The 20,161-nt window shown below is 42.7% G+C and carries 17 protein-coding genes and 1 tRNA gene; 4 read left to right on the plus strand and 14 right to left on the minus strand.

What is annotated here, in order from left to right:
• Positions 1-559: 559 nt before the first annotated feature.
• From LGZ98_RS18150 to xerD, 6 genes are all read right to left on the minus strand, one after another.
• Positions 560-633: transfer RNA gene (locus tag LGZ98_RS18150), tRNA-Gly, on the minus strand.
• A 150-nt stretch (positions 634-783) separates the two neighbouring features.
• Complete coding sequence (gene lysS / locus LGZ98_RS18155) at positions 784-2,298, minus strand: lysine--tRNA ligase (RefSeq protein ID WP_113041448.1); 1,515 nt, start codon at positions 2,296-2,298, stop codon at positions 784-786.
• A 9-nt stretch (positions 2,299-2,307) separates the two neighbouring features.
• Positions 2,308-3,406, minus strand: a protein-coding gene (gene prfB / locus LGZ98_RS18160; protein ID WP_112894413.1) for a peptide chain release factor 2 whose coding sequence is annotated in 2 segments (ribosomal slippage) — positions 2,308-3,330 and positions 3,332-3,406 — 1,098 coding nt in all. Because the reading frame shifts where the segments join, the coding sequence is not laid out codon by codon here.
• A 157-nt stretch (positions 3,407-3,563) separates the two neighbouring features.
• The gene (gene recJ / locus LGZ98_RS18165; RefSeq protein ID WP_113041449.1) at positions 3,564-5,297 is read right to left on the minus strand and encodes a single-stranded-DNA-specific exonuclease RecJ; all 1,734 of its coding nucleotides are present in this window, start codon (positions 5,295-5,297) and stop codon (positions 3,564-3,566) included.
• A 5-nt stretch (positions 5,298-5,302) separates the two neighbouring features.
• Positions 5,303-6,004, minus strand: coding sequence for a bifunctional protein-disulfide isomerase/oxidoreductase DsbC (gene dsbC / locus LGZ98_RS18170; protein WP_113041450.1), 702 nt, complete (start codon positions 6,002-6,004; stop codon positions 5,303-5,305).
• Between the two features lie 23 nt (positions 6,005-6,027).
• Entirely contained in the window at positions 6,028-6,939 is a 912-nt protein-coding gene (xerD, locus tag LGZ98_RS18175; RefSeq protein ID WP_011147732.1) for a site-specific tyrosine recombinase XerD, read from the minus strand.
• Between the two features lie 108 nt (positions 6,940-7,047).
• Between xerD and LGZ98_RS18180 the strand changes: the two genes are divergently transcribed.
• Both LGZ98_RS18180 and fldB read left to right on the plus strand, forming a co-directional pair.
• The gene (locus LGZ98_RS18180) at positions 7,048-7,251 is read left to right on the plus strand and encodes a hypothetical protein (RefSeq protein WP_146748063.1); all 204 of its coding nucleotides are present in this window, start codon (positions 7,048-7,050) and stop codon (positions 7,249-7,251) included.
• Positions 7,172-7,690: a flavodoxin FldB gene (gene fldB, locus LGZ98_RS18185; protein WP_113041451.1), complete on the plus strand. Its 519-nt coding sequence runs from the start codon at positions 7,172-7,174 to the stop codon at positions 7,688-7,690. The genes LGZ98_RS18180 and fldB overlap by 80 nt, the downstream gene beginning before the upstream one ends.
• Before the next feature lie 21 nt (positions 7,691-7,711).
• Here the strand turns inward: fldB and LGZ98_RS18190 are convergent, their stop codons facing one another.
• Entirely contained in the window at positions 7,712-8,128 is a 417-nt protein-coding gene (locus tag LGZ98_RS18190; protein WP_113041452.1) for a protein YgfX, read from the minus strand.
• Complete coding sequence (gene sdhE / locus LGZ98_RS18195) at positions 8,109-8,375, minus strand: FAD assembly factor SdhE (RefSeq protein ID WP_112876720.1); 267 nt, start codon at positions 8,373-8,375, stop codon at positions 8,109-8,111. The genes LGZ98_RS18190 and sdhE overlap by 20 nt, the downstream gene beginning before the upstream one ends.
• Before the next feature lie 177 nt (positions 8,376-8,552).
• On the opposite strand from sdhE, the gene ygfZ reads away from it, so the two are divergent.
• Together ygfZ and LGZ98_RS18205 are read left to right on the plus strand one after the other, a co-directional pair.
• Positions 8,553-9,542 carry a tRNA-modifying protein YgfZ gene (ygfZ, locus tag LGZ98_RS18200; RefSeq protein WP_228902485.1) on the plus strand — a complete coding sequence of 330 codons (990 nt, stop codon included), beginning with the start codon at positions 8,553-8,555 and terminating at the stop codon, positions 9,540-9,542.
• 14 nt (positions 9,543-9,556) lie between these two features.
• The gene (locus LGZ98_RS18205; RefSeq protein ID WP_113041454.1) at positions 9,557-10,162 is read left to right on the plus strand and encodes an HD domain-containing protein; all 606 of its coding nucleotides are present in this window, start codon (positions 9,557-9,559) and stop codon (positions 10,160-10,162) included.
• Positions 10,163-10,292: 130 nt separating this feature from the next.
• On the opposite strand, the gene LGZ98_RS18210 is transcribed toward LGZ98_RS18205, so the two are convergent.
• The 6 genes from LGZ98_RS18210 to LGZ98_RS18235 form a co-directional block, all read right to left on the minus strand.
• Positions 10,293-11,666: a hypothetical protein gene (locus LGZ98_RS18210; protein ID WP_158536506.1), complete on the minus strand. Its 1,374-nt coding sequence runs from the start codon at positions 11,664-11,666 to the stop codon at positions 10,293-10,295.
• Between the two features lie 710 nt (positions 11,667-12,376).
• Positions 12,377-13,702: a collagen-like protein gene (locus LGZ98_RS18215; protein ID WP_113041457.1), complete on the minus strand. Its 1,326-nt coding sequence runs from the start codon at positions 13,700-13,702 to the stop codon at positions 12,377-12,379.
• A 972-nt stretch (positions 13,703-14,674) separates the two neighbouring features.
• Positions 14,675-15,988, minus strand: a complete 1,314-nt coding sequence (locus tag LGZ98_RS18220) for a hypothetical protein (RefSeq protein ID WP_113041458.1) — start codon at positions 15,986-15,988, stop codon at positions 14,675-14,677.
• A gap of 91 nt (positions 15,989-16,079) precedes the next feature.
• Positions 16,080-16,226, minus strand: a complete 147-nt coding sequence (locus LGZ98_RS18225) for a hypothetical protein (RefSeq protein WP_158536507.1) — start codon at positions 16,224-16,226, stop codon at positions 16,080-16,082.
• A 439-nt stretch (positions 16,227-16,665) separates the two neighbouring features.
• Positions 16,666-17,961: a hypothetical protein gene (locus LGZ98_RS18230; RefSeq protein ID WP_262978367.1), complete on the minus strand. Its 1,296-nt coding sequence runs from the start codon at positions 17,959-17,961 to the stop codon at positions 16,666-16,668.
• Positions 17,962-18,622: 661 nt separating this feature from the next.
• The gene (locus tag LGZ98_RS18235; protein WP_262978368.1) at positions 18,623-20,155 is read right to left on the minus strand and encodes an MFS transporter; all 1,533 of its coding nucleotides are present in this window, start codon (positions 20,153-20,155) and stop codon (positions 18,623-18,625) included.
• Positions 20,156-20,161 lie beyond the last annotated feature (6 nt).

Genomic DNA, 20,161 nt, shown 5'->3' on the forward strand with positions numbered 1-20,161 from the left:
GCCTCTTTGTTGGCTGCACTCACTCACCCCGGTCACATAGTTATCTATGCTCCCGGGGATTCGCTCCCTTGCCGTCGCGATGCATCTTGAAATCCATTGGGTATAGAATGCTTTCTATGGTGATGTATCCGCATTCAAAAATACATCACGCCTAGCTGATTCGGGGTTGATTTAATAACGGGATTCTTTTCATATTAGACAATGAGTTAGTTATTAACTTATATACCCGTTATCCTTCAAGCTGCCTCTTTGTTGGCTGCACTCACTCACCCCGGTCACATAGTTATCTATGCTCCCGGGGATTCGTTCCCTTGCCGTCGCGATGCATCTTGAAATCCATAGGGTATATACCCGTCATCTTTCAAGTTGCCTCTTTGTTGGCTGCACTCGCTCACCCCGGTCACATAGTTACCTATGCTCCCGGGGATTCACTCCCTTGCCGTCGCGATCCATCTTGAAATCCATTGGGTATATCAATTATCATTCGTAAATTCTTTTGATTTAATTTACATCATATCAAAAGGTATATTTTCAATGCGACAGCATTTTTTAGAAAGACTGGAGCGAGCGAAGGGAATCGAACCCTCGTATAGAGCTTGGGAAGCTCTCGTTCTGCCATTGAACTACGCTCGCTTAGGGATAACATAAATTATTATAGCGGTTTCGTTGGCATCAGCAAGTCATTATCTGTTTAAATTGTCTATATTTCAGTCAGTTGAAAATAAAAACTCCCCTGCCGGCCATGCCACAGAGGAGTTAAAATTTGAAATTTAATTCAAACTGTTATTTCTGCGGGCGCATGGCCGGGAACAGAATGACGTCACGGATAGTATGACTATCTGTCAACAACATAATCATACGGTCAATACCAATACCCAAACCGGCGGTTGGTGGCATACCGTGTTCCAAAGCCGTTATATAATCTTCATCGTAGAACATGGCTTCGTCATCACCTTCGTCTTTCTGGCGAACCTGTTCAGCAAAACGTTCAGCCTGATCTTCGGCATCATTCAATTCCGAGAAGCCATTACCAATCTCACGTCCACCAATAAAGAATTCAAAACGATCAGTGATAAACGGATTTGCATCATTACGACGCGCTAGCGGAGAAACTTCTGCCGGATATTCAGTGATAAAAGTGGGTTGAATCAGGTGGCTTTCCGCCGTTTCTTCAAAGATTTCACACTGAACACGGCCAAGGCCCCAACCTTTTTCCACTTCAATACCAAGAGATTCAGCGATAGCCACCGCTTTATCCATATCATCCAAATCAGCTATGTTGGTTTCAGGGCGATATTTACAAATGGCCTCTTTCATGGTCATTTGGGCAAATGGTTTACCGAAATCAAATTCCTGCTCGCCATATTTAACCAGGGTATTCCCCAAAATATTCTGCGTCAGGGTACGGAACAGCTCTTCTATCAGAACGATCAGATCTTTGTAATCCGCATACGCCATGTAGAGTTCCATCATGGTGAACTCAGGGTTATGGCGCGGAGATACACCTTCGTTACGGAAGTTGCGGTTAATTTCAAACACACGCTCAAAACCACCAACAACCAGACGTTTCAGGTAAAGTTCCGGCGCAATACGCAGATACATATCAATATCCAGCGCATTGTGGTGAGTAATAAATGGACGTGCCGAGGCACCACCAGGAATAACCTGCATCATTGGTGTTTCCACTTCCATAAAGCCTTTACTGACCATAAAACTACGCAGAGCCAATAAGACTTGAGAGCGAATTTGGAAAGTTTTGCGCGATTCTTCATTCGCGATTAGATCCAGATAACGCTGGCGATAGCGAGTCTCCTGATCAGCCAAGCCGTGGAATTTATCCGGCAATGGACGCAGCGCTTTTGTCAGCAGACGCAATTCAGTACAGTGAATGGAAAGTTCACCGGTTTTGGTTTTAAACAGTTTGCCACGAGCCCCCAGAATGTCTCCCAGATCCCATTTTTTAAACTGTTCGTTATAAATACTTTGCGGCAGATCGTCACGGGCAACATATAACTGAATACGACCGCCCATATCCTGTAGCGTGACGAAAGAAGCCTTACCCATGATGCGGCGCGTCATCATACGACCGCCAACCGTCACTTCAATATTCAGTGCTTCCAACTCTTCCTGAGTTTTGTCGTCGTATTTCGCGTGTAGATCTTCTGAAATATTTTCACGATGGAAATCATTCGGGAATGCAATTCCATTCTCCCGTAAAGCTACGAGTTTTTCGCGGCGAGTTTGCAGTTCATTATTTAAATCGGGAGCCTGTTCCGCACCCTGTTGTTGTTGTGACATTTTAGTTCCTCATAAGCCAGCTTTAAGGCTTGCTTCAATGAATTTGTCCAGATCACCATCCAGCACCGCTTGTGTATTGCGCGTTTCAACGCCGGTGCGCAAGTCTTTGATGCGTGAATCATCCAGAACATAAGAGCGAATTTGACTACCCCAACCAATATCGGATTTATTCTCTTCCATTTCCTGTTTATTAGCGTTCTGTTTCTGCATCTCCAGTTCATACAGCTTCGCTTTTAGCTGTTTCATCGCCTGGTCTTTATTTTTATGCTGAGAACGATCATTTTGACACTGCGTCACAATGTTGGTTGGAATATGGGTAATACGCACCGCAGATTCTGTTTTGTTAACGTGCTGACCACCCGCACCGGATGCGCGGTAAACATCGATACGTAAGTCTGCTGGATTAATTTCAATATCAATATCATCATCCACTTCAGGATAGATGAAAGCAGAACTGAATGAAGTATGGCGACGACCGCCAGAATCAAATGGGCTTTTACGTACCAAACGGTGAACCCCCGTTTCAGTACGCAACCAACCATAAGCATAATCGCCCATGATCTTAATCGTCGCTGATTTCAGGCCAGCAACTTCACCGTCTGATTCTTCAATGATTTCCGTTTTAAAACCTTTGGATTCAGCCCAACGCAAATACATACGCATCAGCATACTTGCCCAATCCTGAGCCTCAGTACCACCAGAGCCTGCCTGTAAGTCAAGATAACAGTCAGCACTGTCGTACTCACCAGAAAACATGCGGCGAAATTCTAACTGACCTAGCTTTTCTTCGAGCTGTTCCAGCTCTACCACGGCTTCATTAAAAGTCTCTTCATCGTCTGCTTCTATTGCCAGTTCCAGTAAACCTTGTACATCTTCCAGACCCTGCTCAAGCTGATCGATAGTTTCGACAATCTCTTCTAATGAGGAACGCTCTTTACCCAAAGCCTGTGCCCGCTCCGGTTCATTCCAAACATCAGGCTGTTCCAATTCAGCATTAACTTCTTCTAAACGCTCTTTTTTGACATCGTAGTCAAAGATACCCCCTCAGAACCATTGTCCGTTCAGACAAGTCCTGAATGTGGTTTTTTACCGGATTAATTTCAAACATATTTTAGTGTCTTACGTTGTGTAGTCGGAGATAAATGGATAATTTTCGAACCGCGTATTGTAGCGGATTTGGCACAGGGTTTATAGCACTTCAACAGATTTGTCACGTATTCATACGAGAGTACGTGACAATGACTGACTACCTGCTGATCAAACGGTTAATAAGGCCAGAGATGTTGGATCAAAAGCTGTACATTACGGTTGCCACGAAATTCATTAACATCTAGTTTATAGGCAAGTTCTACTTCGCGGACACTGTTATCCGGCCAGCGGGTAGGATCGATATTGAACGCAATACCATCCAGCATCGGCCCACCGTTTAATGGCTCCACTATCACTTTTAAATGACGCTCTCCAACAATGCGCTGTTGCAGTAGTTTGAATTTACCGTCAAAAATAGGCTCCGGGAATGCCTGCCCCCAAGGACCGCCATCACGCAACATTTCTGCAATGTCCAATGACAGTTCATTAATTGCTAATTCCCCATCACTCCAGATAACACCTTCAAGTTGCGAAATATCTAACCAATCCGCCATTAGCGTAGAAAAGTGATACTGAAATTGTTCGAATTTATCCTGTTCAAGTGACAAACCGGCCGCCATTGCATGACCACCAAATTTAAGTATCAACCCCGGATGCAAAGTATCAAGCCGCTCAAGCGCATCACGCATATGCAATCCCTGCACTGAACGACCAGAACCTTTCAAAATACCGTCACCGGCCGGTGCAAAAGCGATAACAGGCCGATGAAAACGCTCTTTAATCCGGGAAGCCAAAATTCCAACTACCCCTTGATGCCATTCTGGATGATAGAGCGCTAGCCCATAAGGCAGTTCAGTGCTGGTACGTTCAAGTTTGTCACAGATTTGCAGTGCTTCCTGCTGCATTCCCTGCTCTATTTCACGCCGAGTCTGGTTAAGACCGTCCAGTTCACAAGCTATCTGACGCGCCTTTGTTATGTCGTCAGTTAGCAATAAAGTGACGCCAATGGACATATCATCAAGGCGACCAGCGGCATTCAGTCTTGGCCCCAGGAAAAAACCCAAATCGCTGGCTGTCAGCTTATAAGCATCACGGCTGGAAATTTCCAATAATGCACGAATCCCCACACAACAACGTCCTGCACGAATCCGGTTCAAGCCCTGATAAATCAGAATCCGGTTATTAGTATCTAAAGGTACAACATCGGCAACAGTTCCTAGCGCAACCAAATCCAACATCTCGGCCAGATTCGGCAGCGCAATTCCTTGCTTTTCAAACCACTGATCTTTCCTCAGCGCCGCCCTTAAGGCAGACATCAGATAAAATGTGACACCCACTCCGGCCAATGATTTAGACGGGAACGAACAATCGGCAAGATTAGGATTAATAATGGCATCAGCCGCCGGCAAAACGTCACCCGGCAAGTGATGATCCGTGACAATCACTTTCATACGGTGCTGATGGGCAGCCGCAACCCCTTCATGGGAAGAGATACCATTATCCACGGTAATAATCAGGTCAGCGCCTTTTTTGACGACCTCTTCTACCACCTGTGAGCTTAAACCATAACCATCGTCAAAACGATTTGGTACCAAATAATCCAGATGGCGATATCCCATCGAGCGTAATGATCGGATCGCCAATGCCGTGCTAGTTGCCCCATCAGCATCAAAATCACCGACAATAACGATACGCCAGTGTTCATGAAGTGCAGTCAACAAGAGTGCCACCGCCTGTTCCACACCACTCAGATGCTGATAATTCAATAACCCTTGGACACCACGTTCCAATTCATTAGCTTGCTGGATACCACGAATGGCATATAAGCGACGCAGTAGTGGATGAATCTGTTGTGGAAGGTGACTGTCATCCACCACCGGGCGGCGGCGGAGTTGTGTTTCAATATTCACTAAACTTATTTACCACGTTGCGCCAGTGCCGCTGCCAAAGCCTCTGGTGGCATATATCCACCTAACAGACTGCCATCCTTAAGGACAATCGCCGGCGTTCCTTGGACGCCAAACTGGAGACCCAATTTGTAATGGTTAGCAATATCCACTTTACAGCTCTTAATTGGCAAAACATCTTCATTTTTAAACGCAGCATCTAATGATTTCTGCGGTGTTGCGCTGCACCAGATAGATTGCATATCTTTAGCAGATTGGTGCTGCATACCCTGACGAGGAAACGCCAGATAGCGCACAGTAATACCCAGTTTATTGTACTCTTGCATGTTTTCATGCAATTTATGGCAATAACCACAGGTAATATCCGTGAAAACGGTAACGACATGCTTCTCTTTTGGCGCTTTGTAGATGATCATTTGATCTGTCATTGCTTCCAGCTTTTTCATCAACAATTGATTACTGACATTCACAGGAGAGCTACCACTGACATCATAAATTGGCCCTTGCAATAAATATTTCCCGTCATCAGATAGATAAATGATCCCTTGCTCGGTCACTACCGTATTTAAACCAACAATAGGTGATGGCTGGATGTTCTCTGCTTTTATCCCTAGTTTCTGCATTGTTGTATGGACAGCACCATCATCAGCAAGCGCATTTCCATTAAACCAGGCCAGCAAAAGAGGGAAACATAACACGCTTTTTTTCATTTTCGGTTCCTTTAAATCCGTGCTCACCCTCGCGGATGATGTTGTTGATGTAGCAATTTGAGCCGTTCTGTTGCTACATGAGTATATATTTGTGTTGTAGATAGATCACTATGCCCCAATAACATCTGCACAACTCGCAAATCAGCGCCATGATTTAGCAAATGCGTGGCAAATGCATGACGTAAAACATGAGGAGATAACCGTCCAGTATCGATTCCAGCCAGCAACGCATAATGTTTAATACGATACCAGAATGTCTGTCGGGTCATTTGTCGCCCTCGGTTGCTCGGAAAAAGGACATCCAACGTTGCACCATTTAGCAGCCCAACTCTCCCATATTCCAGATAATTCTCTAGCCAATAAATTGCTTCTTCCCCTAAAGGCACTAATCGTTCTTTATTCCCTTTACCAATCACTCTCACCACGCCTTGACGCAAACTGACATCGGAAAGTGTCAACCCTACTAGCTCAGATACCCGCAAACCACAGGCATAAAGCACTTCAAGCATGGCTTTATCCCTTAACTCTACCGGCTGATCTGTACAGGGCGCATTAAGTAGATCTTCTACCTGCTTTTCACTTAAATCTTTAGGCAATCGCTTTGGTAATTTCGGTGCAGACAAAAGTGCTGTCGGATCATCTTCCCGCATTTTTTCCCGATAAAAATAGAGAAACAATTGGCGCATGGCACTGAGTAAACGCGCCGAACTACTGGCTTTATATCCTCCATCCACGCGTTCTGCCAGAAAAGAGTGCAAATCTATCGTCTGGACAGATAATAAATTATGACCATGATGTATCAACCAGTTATCCAATGCCTGCAAATCCAACCGATAAGAAGCAAGCGTATTTTCCGCAAGATCATGTTCTAACCAGATAGCATCAAGAAATTGTTCTATCAGTGGATTAGTCAACTGAGTTGGTTGTTTTGACACGAAATACTTTCCTTAAATCTGTACATCTCTGCTGGCTATTATACCCTATGGATTTCAAGATGCATCGCGACGGCAAGGGAGCGAATCCCCGGGAGCATAGATAACGATGTGACCGGGGTGAGCGAGTGCAGCCAACAAAGAGGCAACTTGAAAGATGACGGGTATATGCCTGAAAAAGCCATTATTCTGTTACAATGCCAACCCAGATATTCAAAAACCATAATGATTAATGATGAAGATTGGTCTTTTTTACGGCTCCAGCACCTGCTACACCGAGATGGTAGCAGAGAAAATCCGCGATATCCTCGGTGAAGATTTGGTTGATCTCCACAATATCAAAGAGACAGCACCTGAATTAATGGAAGAGTACTCTGTACTGATTCTCGGCATCCCAACATGGGATTTTGGCGAATTGCAGGAAGATTGGCTGGTTATTTGGGATCAAATTCCTTCCCTCGATTTACAGGGGAAAATTGTCGCCATGTATGGTATGGGGGATCAAATTGATTATAGCGATTGGTTTCTTGACGCTCTCGGTATGCTATATCACCATTTACGCCCTTCAGGCGTGCATTTCATTGGCTTCTGGCCGACCGAAGGTTATGAATTTACCAGCCCGAAACCATTAACGGATAATGGCTCACAATTTGTCGGGCTGGCATTAGATGACGTAAACCAGTATGAACAAACTGATGATCGTTTATCGCAATGGTGTATGCAAATCCTGCAAGAAATGGAGCCTCTGCTTTAAGTCAGAAAAATTTCAGCTCAATCAGATATCAGGATATTGCAACAATAGTTGATTAATATGCCTCCATTCATCCTGTGACATACCATCGGATGCGACCCATAAACGGATTTTTTTCTGGTTATAAAAAGATTGAGCCGTAATTAATATGCCATAACGACACAGCCACGGTCGTCGGATAATTTGCCACTCATGCTTCTTCCATTGCAACTTATTATCACTGAGCAGAACTAAAAGCCCTTGTGATTTACGGATATTTTTCTGGCTACGCCCCCAACTGGCAATAATCAACAGTACTAAAGGAAGCCAGAAAATCCAGAAAATAGCATCATCCGCAGGCCACGGAGCAAGTAGTACGATAAGCGCTATTGCACCATGAACACAGGTAGAAATTAGCTGGGTATGCCAAGATACCCTGAGATCACATTTCCACAGGACCACGATCTTTATTTCTATTCTGAATAAGTTTAATCATGCGAAATAACTCTTCATCTTCTGGACGCCCATGATTCATTAGCCAGTTGAACAGATCAGGATCAGCACATTCAAGTAAGTGAATAAAAAGTCGTTTATCATCATCGCTGAGTGAGTCATATTCATACTTAAAAAACGGCATAATTGAAATATCCAGTTCACGCATTCCACGCCGGCATGCCCAATGAATACGTGCTTTATTATCAATATCCATGTTCAAAAGATCCCCTTTTTAATTCTCATTGTTTGTTTTAACACCATTAGCCATATAAGTCGCCCGGCAAACTGATGCATCATGCCAGCTAATAGCAATAATAACTACTTGCATTATGCTTCAGCTCTTTTACCATTATGCATCATTGGCTCAAATATCTGACTGGCAGGATGTGTCATGGCTTATAAAACTCCGTTCTCTTCACAATCTCCATTGTCTTCATCAACCCTTCCCCTGACGTTAATATCACTGGATGACTGGGGACTGGTAACCGCAACTGGACCGGATACAGAAAAATATCTACAAGGTCAGGTTACAGCAGATATTTCCGCACTTGCAACGAATCAGCATGTGCTTAGTGCGCATTGTGACGCAAAAGGCAAAATGTGGAGTAATCTGCGCCTCTTCCATCGTGGTGAAAGCCTTGCTTATATTGCGCGTCGTAGTGTGCTGGAAAATCAGCTTACAGAACTGAAAAAATATGCCGCATTCTCTAAAATTACACTAGTTCAGGATGAAAACGCGGTACTGCTCGGTGTTGCAGGTAAAAACTGCCGGGAAGCATTAAGCAGCTTCTTCCCAACTCTGCCGGATGCTGATAACGCTGTCGTTGCACATGAAACTACAACTTTGCTCCACTTTACCTTGCCGTCTGAACGTTTCCTCGTGGTAACAAACACCGCAACCGCTGAGCAGTTAACAGAAAAACTTCAAGCTCAACTTAATAACAGCGAACAGTGGTTAGCTCTGGATATTGAAGCAGGCTTCCCAGTCATTGATGCCGCAAATAGCGCACAATTTATTCCCCAAGCAACTAACCTTCAGGCATTGGCAGGAGGGATATGCTTTAAAAAAGGGTGTTATACCGGTCAGGAAATGGTAGCCCGTGCTAAATACCGCGGAGCAAATAAACGTGCCATGTACTGGCTGGCTGGCAATGCCGCCAAAACTCCTATGGCTGGAGATGATTTGGAATGGCAATTAGGAGATAAGTGGCGGAGAACGGGCACCGTTTTGGCTGCCGTTAAGCTGAATGAGAATAGTGTCTGGGTACAAGTCGTCATGAATAATGATATGGAAAGTCATAGTGTATTCCGTGTCCGTGACGATGAAGGGCATTCACTCACCATTCAGCCTCTGCCTTATTCTCTCGATGAAGAAAAATAATTAATGAGGTTTATATGTCGTTAGCAGTACCTACCGTTGATTTTGGCCCTTTTACGAATGTCATCGGTTTTTTGATGGAGTTGGATAAGCTGAAAAAAGTTCAGCGGAGAACTAAGTTATTGGATAACCATCGCCAGGAAAATTCAGCCGAACATAGTTGGCATTTTGCTATCGCCGCAATGAGTTTTGCTCCCTATGTAAAAGGGGTAGATATCCAGCGGGTTATTCAAATGGCATTAATTCACGATATTGTAGAAATTGATGCGGGTGATGTAATGGTTTACGATTTGGCAGCCCGTGAAGCCATTCATGAACAGGAAATCAAAGCCGCTGACCGTCTTTTTGGTTTACTCCCTGAACCACAGAAAAATCATTTTATGTCACTTTGGCAAGAGTATGAAGCAGAAGAAAGCCAAGACGCCCGCTTTGCTCTTACACTGGATAGACTAATGCCGATGCTAATGAATCTGTACAATAAAGGGCAGAGTTGGGTAGAAGATGGTATTCGTTTCGAGCAAGTAATTAACCGCAATAAATTCATTGCCGATGTCTATCCTGAATTATGGCAATATCTGCTGCCGCAATTGGAAACCGCACAGAAGAAAGGTTGGTTGAAATAACTCTTCTCGAAAATTTTACACTATAAGTTCAGTGCACAGATTAACCATACGGTGCACTGAGTTAACTACAGACTACAGTTGTTTTGATGAAAACCTTAGATTTCACCTCGATAATCTCACTATCCCTAATCTACTTGTTTCCAAACAGTTCTTTCTCAGAAAACGGCAATATATTTTGGCTCATCTCTCTCAATTTGCCGTTGACATATACCCGCCCATCCTTTCCTTCCCCACCTAACAATCCATTCTTACCCTTTTTACCCGCCTTTCCGGAACAAGCTACATCTTGACTTACGTCTCCACCCTTACCCTGTCTGACATTACCGAGACCACCATCACCGCCTTTCCCTGCATATCCTCCCTTACCGCCAGGTGCTCCCATGCCTGGTGCTGACTGACTAATAATGGATGGGTTACCAGTAGAATAGCTAAAATCTATGTCACCCCCATCTCCACTACAACCTCCATTACCCCCATCCCCTCCATCCCCGCCATCTCCTCCGCACCCGCCAATCGCAGGCTGACACGGTGTGCCAACAGTAACATAATGACTATAATCAGCAACATTACCATAAAAACTACCATACCCCCCATTACCTCCATTACCACCATTACCGCCACGACCACCATTCCCCCCCATGCCACCATCACTACCCGCCGACCACAACTCTATCTGCCCATCCACATTATCACATACGACAGTTAGTCTCGGCCCCTCTCCACCTGGTGCGCCACCCGATCCCTGCGCTCCCGAAGAACCTTTAATTCCATCAGTACCTGATGTAGGGGAAATTAGACAGGTATGTTTATTCTGACGACCAGGTGAACCATCAACGCCATCAGTTCCGCTATTTCCAGTTGCACCAGGAGCACCAATTTCTCCATCAAGCCCTTTACTGATAAAGTGCTGTGGACCGCTTCCAACCCCTTGAATGATATTCGCTTCAATCCTACCGTTGGTGTAGCAAATAATTTTGCCTTCCGGTTCAATGGTTATCTGGTTGTACACCAAGACAACCGGTTCACCAGCGTGTTCTTTATCTTTAATAATCAATGGATTACTGTTAGTAACAGTGATATTTTCGCCACTGAATACCGCAACTTTCATCGGAAAACGCTTAGCATTAAGCATTTCTTCATAATCTTTGACCAAAGCAGAATCACCATAGATATAGGCACGAAAGGCTTTGCACAAATCAATATGATTACCTGGGACATTTGCCAGTCGTTCAGCAGAAAATGGTTCAGGTAATGGATGATATGATTCCATTTTTCCAGGGCCATACCGACTATCAGGAACACCTCCGAGTAACTTCATCTCTTGTATGGTTTGTACCGTAAAAAATGCAGGTGGCACAGTAGACGTTTTCAGATCATTAGAAAATATTACCGGCCCGTCAAAATCCGAGGTCTTAAGTTGCTTTGGCTGTCGTTCCAGACCAAACGGATGATGATTCTGATGTAATATTGCCAAAGTTTCAGCAACTGTTCTTATTTTATCCATGAAAATTCTCCTGAGTTTAAATTTATACATTTAGAATAACTTCATATATCAATTATCCATCTGACCAAGTTCCAGAATCTCTATTGCTATCCCTACTGGTATGTCACCAAATTGAATTTTACCCCTGGCTAATCACCAGATTAGCCATAGCAAAAACATCGACTTTTTCTGGCAAGAAAATATAGGTTCTTCAACAATAGGCATGCCAGAAAAATAATTCCGATGAGAATTAATTATGTAAGTATTTATTCACTTTACAGAAAAAAATTAGATGCAACATTTAAATTACGCAATTTAAAATACTAATGTAAATTCTCACTTTTTCCATTAATTATGGAGAGTTTTTCTGTGATACATCACGATCTTTCAATAGGTACTTATTAAAAATTTCAATTTTACATTTATCTCATGAGGTATTATTATAAAATACAAATAAAAAAATAAATAGGATTGTATTTTTCAAAAATTACCACAAGATAGAAACCTATAGATAATATTGAATAATAAAATCATGAACATAATATACATTTAAGCGTAAAAAAATAATTTTTCTTTACTAGAAGAATATTTTTTACAAGGTCTAAACCAAATCGTTGCACTATTATAGTAGTCAATCTCACTATCCCTAATAAGCTAATGCAATACAGGCGAAACCCCGAACTCACTCATTGCCAAATAATTTGTGTTTAGGAAACAAAAATAAACTTTTTTTAATGGCAATCTTGCAACTTGCCGTTAACATATATCTGGCCCACATTTCCTGTTTGCTCTCCTGGCTCTCCTGGCCCTCCATCAATACCCGCCCGACCAAACTCTCCGGTAAGACTCAACGCATTACCTCCATTCCCAATATTAACCCATGAGGAACCACCATCACCGCCTTTCCCTCTCTTTCCGGGCATACCGCCAACTCCCGCAAAACCTAGTGATGCCAAACACTTAATGTGTGGATTGCCTTCGGAATAGCTAAAATAGATGTTCCCTCCATCTCCGCTACGACCTCCATTACCCCCATGTCCTCCATCGCCTCCATTGCCTCCGTTCCCTGCACGCCCAGACTGCTGACATAATGATCCAGTAGTAATATGACGATGATTATAGTCCATAGAATTAACATAACTACCATAACCCCCGTCTCCCCCCTTACCACCAGAGCCACCATGACCGCCATCACCACCATGACCACCATTACCCCCCGCCGACCACAAAGTTACTGTTCCACTCACGTAAGGGCACGCGATAGTGAGTTTCTCCCCCGTTTTACCGGGTTCGCCATCCGATCCATGCGCTCCCGAAGAACCTTTAGTTCCATTAGATCCTGATGAAGGGTTAACTACACAGCTATGTTTATTCTGAAGACCAGGATTACCCTTAGCGCCATCAGCTCCATTGTTTCCATCTGTACCAGTAACACCATGTTTTCCATCTTCCCCTGTACTGGTAAAGTGATATGAGCTCCCTTGAATAACATTCGCTTCAATCCTACCGTTGGTGTAACAAATAACTTTGCCTTCTGGTTCAATGGTTATCTTGTTGTACACCAAGACAACCGGTTCACCATAGCTATCTTTATCTCTAATAATCAACGGATTATCTTCGCTTATAGTGATCTCGTCTCCACTGTAGAACGCAACTTTTATCGGAAAACGCTTAGCATTAAGTATTTCTTCATAATCTTTGACCAAAGCAGAATCACCATAGATATAGGCACTAAAGGCTTTGCACAAATCAATATGATTACCCGGGACATTTGCCAGTCGTTCAGCAGAAAATGGTTCAGGCAACGGATGATGGGGTTCCATTTTTCCAGGGCCATACTGACTGTCAGGTATACCTCCGAGCGCTTTCAACTCTTGTATAGTTTGTACTGTAAAAAATGCCGGCGGCACAGTAGCGGTTTTCAGATCGTTAGAAAATATTACCGGCCCGTCAAAGTCCGAAGTCTTAAGTTGTTTTGGCTGTCGTTCCAGACCAAATGGATGATGATTCTGATGTAATATTGCCAACGTCTCAGCAACCGTTCTTATTTTATTCATAAGAATTCTCCCAAATTTAAATTTATGCATTTAGAATAACTTTATATATCAATTATCCATCTAACCAAGTTCCAAAATCTCTATTGCTATCCCTACCGGTTATGTCACTATACCCGTCATCATTCAAGTTGCCTCTTTGTTGGCTGCACTCGCTCACCCCGGTCACATCGTTATCTATGCTCCCGGGGATTCACTCCCTTGCCGTCGCGATCCATCTTGAAATCCATAGGGTATAAATTGCTAATAGTCAAAATTTTGCCTCTGGCTAATCACCAAATTAGCCATAACGAAAGCACCGATTTTTTCTGGCAAAATATACAGCTACTTCAACAACAGGTAGGCCAGAAAGATAATTCCAACGAGAATTAATTAGGTAAATATTTATTCACTTTACAGAAAGCAATTAAATACGACATTGAAATTACACAATTTAAAATATTAATGTAAATTCTCATTTTTTTCATTAATTATGGAAAATATTTCTGTGATACGTCACTACCTTTTAATAGATACTAATTTCAATTTTATACTTATCTCATGAGGTATTATTATAAAATACAAATAAAAACAATAAGTATAATTGTATTTTCAAAAATTACCATAAGATATATACCCATAGATATTATTGAATAATAAAATTATTAATATAATTTAAATCAAAAGTAGAAAATAATTCTCTTTACAAGAAGAGGATTTTTCCACGAATAAACTCAACCTTTAAATACGCTACATTCTTGACCATCACGAGTTGTGTCGTGAAGACGTTCAAGTTTGATTTTTTGTTCTGATGTAATAAATATTTTCATGGCGAGAATAATGATCTCCATTTCGGATAAAATCAAGCATCTTCAATGATTACGGGTATACAATTAAATATTGCTGGCACAGAAAAATAAGACCGCCAATTATGCAGGCTGGATTCAACTAATAAGTGAATTTTTCAGGAGAGGCGGTCAGTTGCTATACTTCAGCTTATTTATAGTCTTCAAGCCAGTCTAAAGTCTGATTATCACTATGCTGCCGTGCATTACCGTTAACATATATCTTGCCAGAAGTCCCAGCGTTGCCGGATATCCCATCATTACCCGCTTCACCAGATACTCCGGGATGACCATTAGTATTTAATCCTCTACTATTAACACCACCTACCCCACCTGCTCCGCCTATTCCTCCCTTACCACCGCCCCCTCCATTACCGCCATCACCTCTATATGACAGAGCATTAATTACTGGCTGACCCTGAGTGAAATTAATATATATGTTACCACTGTCCCCACCGTTACCCCCATTACCGCCATCCCCTCCATTACCGCCATCCCCTCCCCTTCCTCCATATCCCGCACTACATTTGTTTGTTGCAGCTCCTCCATTTCCACCATTCCCGCCATTCCCGCCATTACCGCCATATCCACCCTTTCCACCCTTACCACCTATCGATGCCGCATTGACTACTCCAGTAAAAATGTCAACATTAATAATTACGTCATTTGCACTGCCACCTCTTTTGCCATCCATCCCTTGTGCTCCCGAAGAACCGCCAGTTGCATCAGTACCTGGTGTGGATTTAACAGAGCAACCATGTTTATTCTCTGAACCAATATTACCATTGCTGCCATTAACCCCATTACTTCCCTGCTCACCCTCAAAACCATCGTCTCCATCAGTGCCTTTACTGATAATGCTCTGCTTTTTATCATTATTGCTGTTCCCTACAACAGTATTAGCTTCGATCTTACCATTAGTGCGGTAAATAATTTGACCTCCCGGTTCAATGATTATCTGGTCATATACCAAGACAACGGGTTCGCCATAATCATCTTTATCTTCAACAAGCAATGGTGCATCTGCGGTAACAGTGATTCTTTCGCCAACGTATAACGCAACCTTTATCGGGAAACGCTTAGCATTAAGCATTTCCTCATAATCTTTGACTAAAGCAGAATTACTATACATATAGGCCCTAAAAGCTTTACACAAATCAATATGATAACCCGTGACATTTGCCAGTCGTTCAGCAGAAAATGGTTCAGGTAACGGATGATGAGGCTCCATTTTGCCAGGGCCATACTCACTGTCAGGTACACCGCCGAGTGCCTTCAACTCTTGTATGGTTTGTACCGTAAAAAACGCAGGTGGCACAGTCGCTGTCTTCGGATCGTTAGAAAATATGACCTTGCCGTCAAAATCCGAGGTCTTAAGTTGCTTTGGCTGCCGTTCTACACCGATCAGATGATGATTCTGATGTAATATTGCCAAAGTTTCAGCAACCGTTCTTATTTTATCCATAGATATTTTCTCCAGAGTTTAAATTTATACATTTATACCCGTCATCTTTCAAATTGCCTCTTTGTTGGCTGCACTCACCCCGGTCACATCGTTATCTATACCCGTCATCTTTCAAGTTACCTCTTTGTTGGCTGCACTCACTCACCCCAGTCACATAGTTATCTATGCTCCCGGGGATTCGCTCCCTTGCCGCCGCGATGCATCTTGAAATCCATAGGGTATATACGCATTTCAACAACGGGTATGCCAGAAAAATAATTTCTATAAGAATCAATTAGGCAAGTATTTATCCACGTTACAGAAAGCGATTGAATGCGATATTTAAATGACACAATTTAAAATATTAATGTAATTTCCCACTTTTTTCATTAATTAAAGAGAATATTTCTGTGATACATCACGACCTTTTAATACGTGCTGACTAAATGCTTCAATTTTATATTTGTCTCATTAGGTATTATTAGGAAATACAAATAAAAGATAATAATCATGATTATATTCTTCAAAAATCACATTGAGCAACAGACACTATTGCCATGCCGATAACAATCGCCATTAATTTACCCAGGAACCAATGCAAAATCGGCTTCATACTCAGCACACTTGTAAAACCTGAGTGGCAAAAAACGAAGCCAACCAGCAAGGCCGTCGTTCAAACCCGTCTGATTGCGGTACCACTAGCGATTAAGTTTCCGAGCAGATTCCCGTTCATGACCGTTGACATATATCTTACCGGTGTTACCGTCATCTCCAAATTCTCCGTTAAGACCATCTTTACCATAGGCTCCCTGAAAACCATGTATACCGAGTACTCTGGTACTATTTCCAGGTTCACCCCCTATTCCTCCCCAACCGCCCTTCCCACCTTCCCCACCAAGACCATTAATTGACACAACCTGAAGTACTGGATTACCGTCAGAGTAATTAATATATATGTTACCACTGTCCCCACCTTTACCCCCCCTGCCTCCATTCCCTCCATTCCCTCCATCTCCTCCATTTCCTGCCTCCCCAGCAGGACACCACTTGATTGTTCCATTGCCCCAATTACCTCCATTACCCCCATTACCCCCACGCCCCCCAAGACCGCCTCTTCCACCGTTACCACCGTTACCACCTATCGTTGCCGCATTTACTGTTCCAGTAAGAGATTGACTAGTAGTAATAGTCAGGTCATTCGCATTTCCAGCCGCTGCACCATCCCCCCCTAATCCTCCGACAGAACCGCTGGCTCCATCAGTACCTGATGTGGCGCTAATTAAGCAGCCATTTTTACTATCTTTACCATCTTTACCATCACTGCCATTAGCCCCTTGATTTCCTGGAGCACCATCAAGACCATCGGCACCATTACTGCCTCTATTGACAACATTCTCCTTTCCAGTATTTTCATTCCCTACAATAGTGTTAGCTTCGATTCGACCATTAGTGCGGTAAATAATTTGACCTCCCGGTTCAATGATTATCTGCTCATACACCAAGACAACCGGCTCACCATAATCATCTTTATCTTCAACAACCAATGGATTATCGGAGGAGATAGTCATTTTCTCGCCACTGTATAACGCAACCTTCATCGGGAAGCGCTTAGCATTAAGCATTTCTTCATAATCTTTGACTAAAGCAGAATCACTATAGATATAGGCCCTAAAAGCTTTGCACAGATCAATATGATTACCAGAAACATTTGCCAGTCGTTCAGCAGAAAACGGCTCCGGTAACGGATGATGGGGTTTCATTTTGCCAGGACCGTACTCACTGTCAAGTACACCGCCGAGCGCCTTCAACTCTTGTATGGTTTGTACCGTAAAAAATGCCGGTGGCACAGTCGCTGTTTCTGGATCGTTGGAGAATATTACCTTACCGTCAAAATCCGAGGTCTTTAGTTGCTTTGGCTGCCGTTCTACACCAATCAGATGATGATTCTGATGTAATATTGCCAACGTCTCAGTAACCGTTCTTATTTTATCCATAGATATTCTCCAGAATTTAAATTTATACATTTAGGATAATTTTATATATCAGTTGTTAATTTAACCAAGCTCCAAAGTATCAACTGCTATCACTACCGATTGTGACACTAAATTGCTAATAGCCAGAATATTGCCCCTGGCTAATTACCAGATTAGCCACAGCGAAAACATCGATTTTTTCTGGCAAAAGATATAAGCGATTCAGCAACGGATATGCCAGAAAAATAATTCCTGTGAGAATCAATTAGGTAAGTATTTATTCACTTTATAGAAAGCGATTTTATGCAACATTTAAATGACACAATTTAAAATATTAATGTAAATTCTCATTTTTTCCATTAATTATGGAAATATTTCTGTGATACGTCACTACCTTTTAATAGATACTAATTTTATACTTATCTCATGAGGTATTATTAGAAAATACAAATAAAAACAATAAGTATAATTGTATTTTCAAAAGTCACCATAAGATATAAATCCATAGATATTATTGAATAATGAAATTATGAATATAATTTAAAAGTAGAAAATAACTCTCTTTACAATAAGAAGATTTCTTACAAATAAACGCTTAAATGACCGATAAAAAAACCTAATGAAACAGGCAATAATTATCACGATGCAGTGCAGCCATTTCCAATGGCTGCACGTCAAACTATCAATACTCAAGCACCTGTTCTTTCTGCGGAGCTTTCAGCAAACGCCAAGCGAGCAATACCACTCCTGCGGTTAATACCACTGTCATCCAGCTCATCATATGAATAGCGCTGGTGAATGATTCCGCCGCCGCTGTCATCAGCTTCTGCCCCTCTGATTCAGCTAATGAATTCGCTACAACGTAAGCTCCCGCTAAAGTCTCTAAAGCTAATCCCGTCTGTTCCTGAGAGATCTCATTTGGTAATTGCAATGTCATACGATAGAAAGCAGTGACCAATCCCCCCAGAATAGTCGTGCCAAGTACAACACCCACTTCATAAGCAGTTTCGCTTATTGATGATGCCGCTCCTGCTTTAGAGGAGGGTACTGACGAAAGTACCAAATCGTTAGACACCGAAGCAATTGCTCCCACACTAATATCTAATAATGCGAAAGCAACAATCAGAGTGACTAAATCACTGCCGATACTCGCTACCAGAAGAAATGCAATACCTGCAACACTCAGCAAAATTGGCACCAGATAATGAGCAGGCACCCGTTGAGCAATAGGCACTATCGCCATACCCATAACAATTGCCATTATTTGTCCGGGAACCAATGCCAGGCTAGCCAAAATCGGCTTCATACCGAGTACAATTTGCAAGACCTGTGTGGCAAAAAAGACAAAACCAACCAGCAATGCCAAACTCAGTAAGTTAACAATAATCGAACCAGTGAACATACCATTGCGGAACAGGGAAAGATCCATCAACGGCACAGGCAGATGCTGTTGTCGGCGAACAAATAGTACGCCAGCAATAAGGCCAACCGACAGTTCGAGTATTACACTGATTTCAAACCCATCACTAGCAAGGTGTTTAATCGCGTAAACAATACCAACCATAGCAACGATCGATAACAGAACGCTATACACATCGATAATGCCCGTCTGTTTTTTATCGGACTCTGGCAATAACATCGGTCCGAAGATCAACAATGGCACTAATACCGGTACTGCCAATAGAAAAATTGAACTCCAATCGAAGAATTGTAATAGAACACCACCCACTACAGGACCTACGGCCGAACCAATAGTTAATGTTGTCGCCCAGATAGCAACAGCCAATCGACGCTGTTCACGATCCTCAAAAAGAACGCTGATCAAAGCCAAAGTTGAAGGCATCAGCATCGCACCAAAAAATCCAAGTACGGCTCGCCCTAAAATCAATTGCTCAGGTGAAGTTGACAGTGCCGTGAACACCGAAATAACCGTGAATCCCAAAGATCCAAATAACAGTAATGAACGATGACCAACACGATCACCAATACTTCCCATTGATACCAGCAAACCTGCCAATGCCAATGAATAAGCATCAATTATCCATAATTGCTGGCTTGCACTCGGTCCCAGAGCTTCAGCTATTTTTGGTAAAGCAAAACTTAAGATCGTATTGTCCACAGTCACTAGCAATACTGGTAACATCAATATCAGTAATCCCAGCCAATTTCTGAGTCCTGCCCGCCCGTTAGCCTCAGCAACTCTATTTAACGACATCCCCTC

Origin of the sequence: Photorhabdus kayaii (genome assembly GCF_025384895.1) — a bacterium.
Lineage (GTDB): Bacteria > Pseudomonadota > Gammaproteobacteria > Enterobacterales > Enterobacteriaceae > Photorhabdus > Photorhabdus kayaii.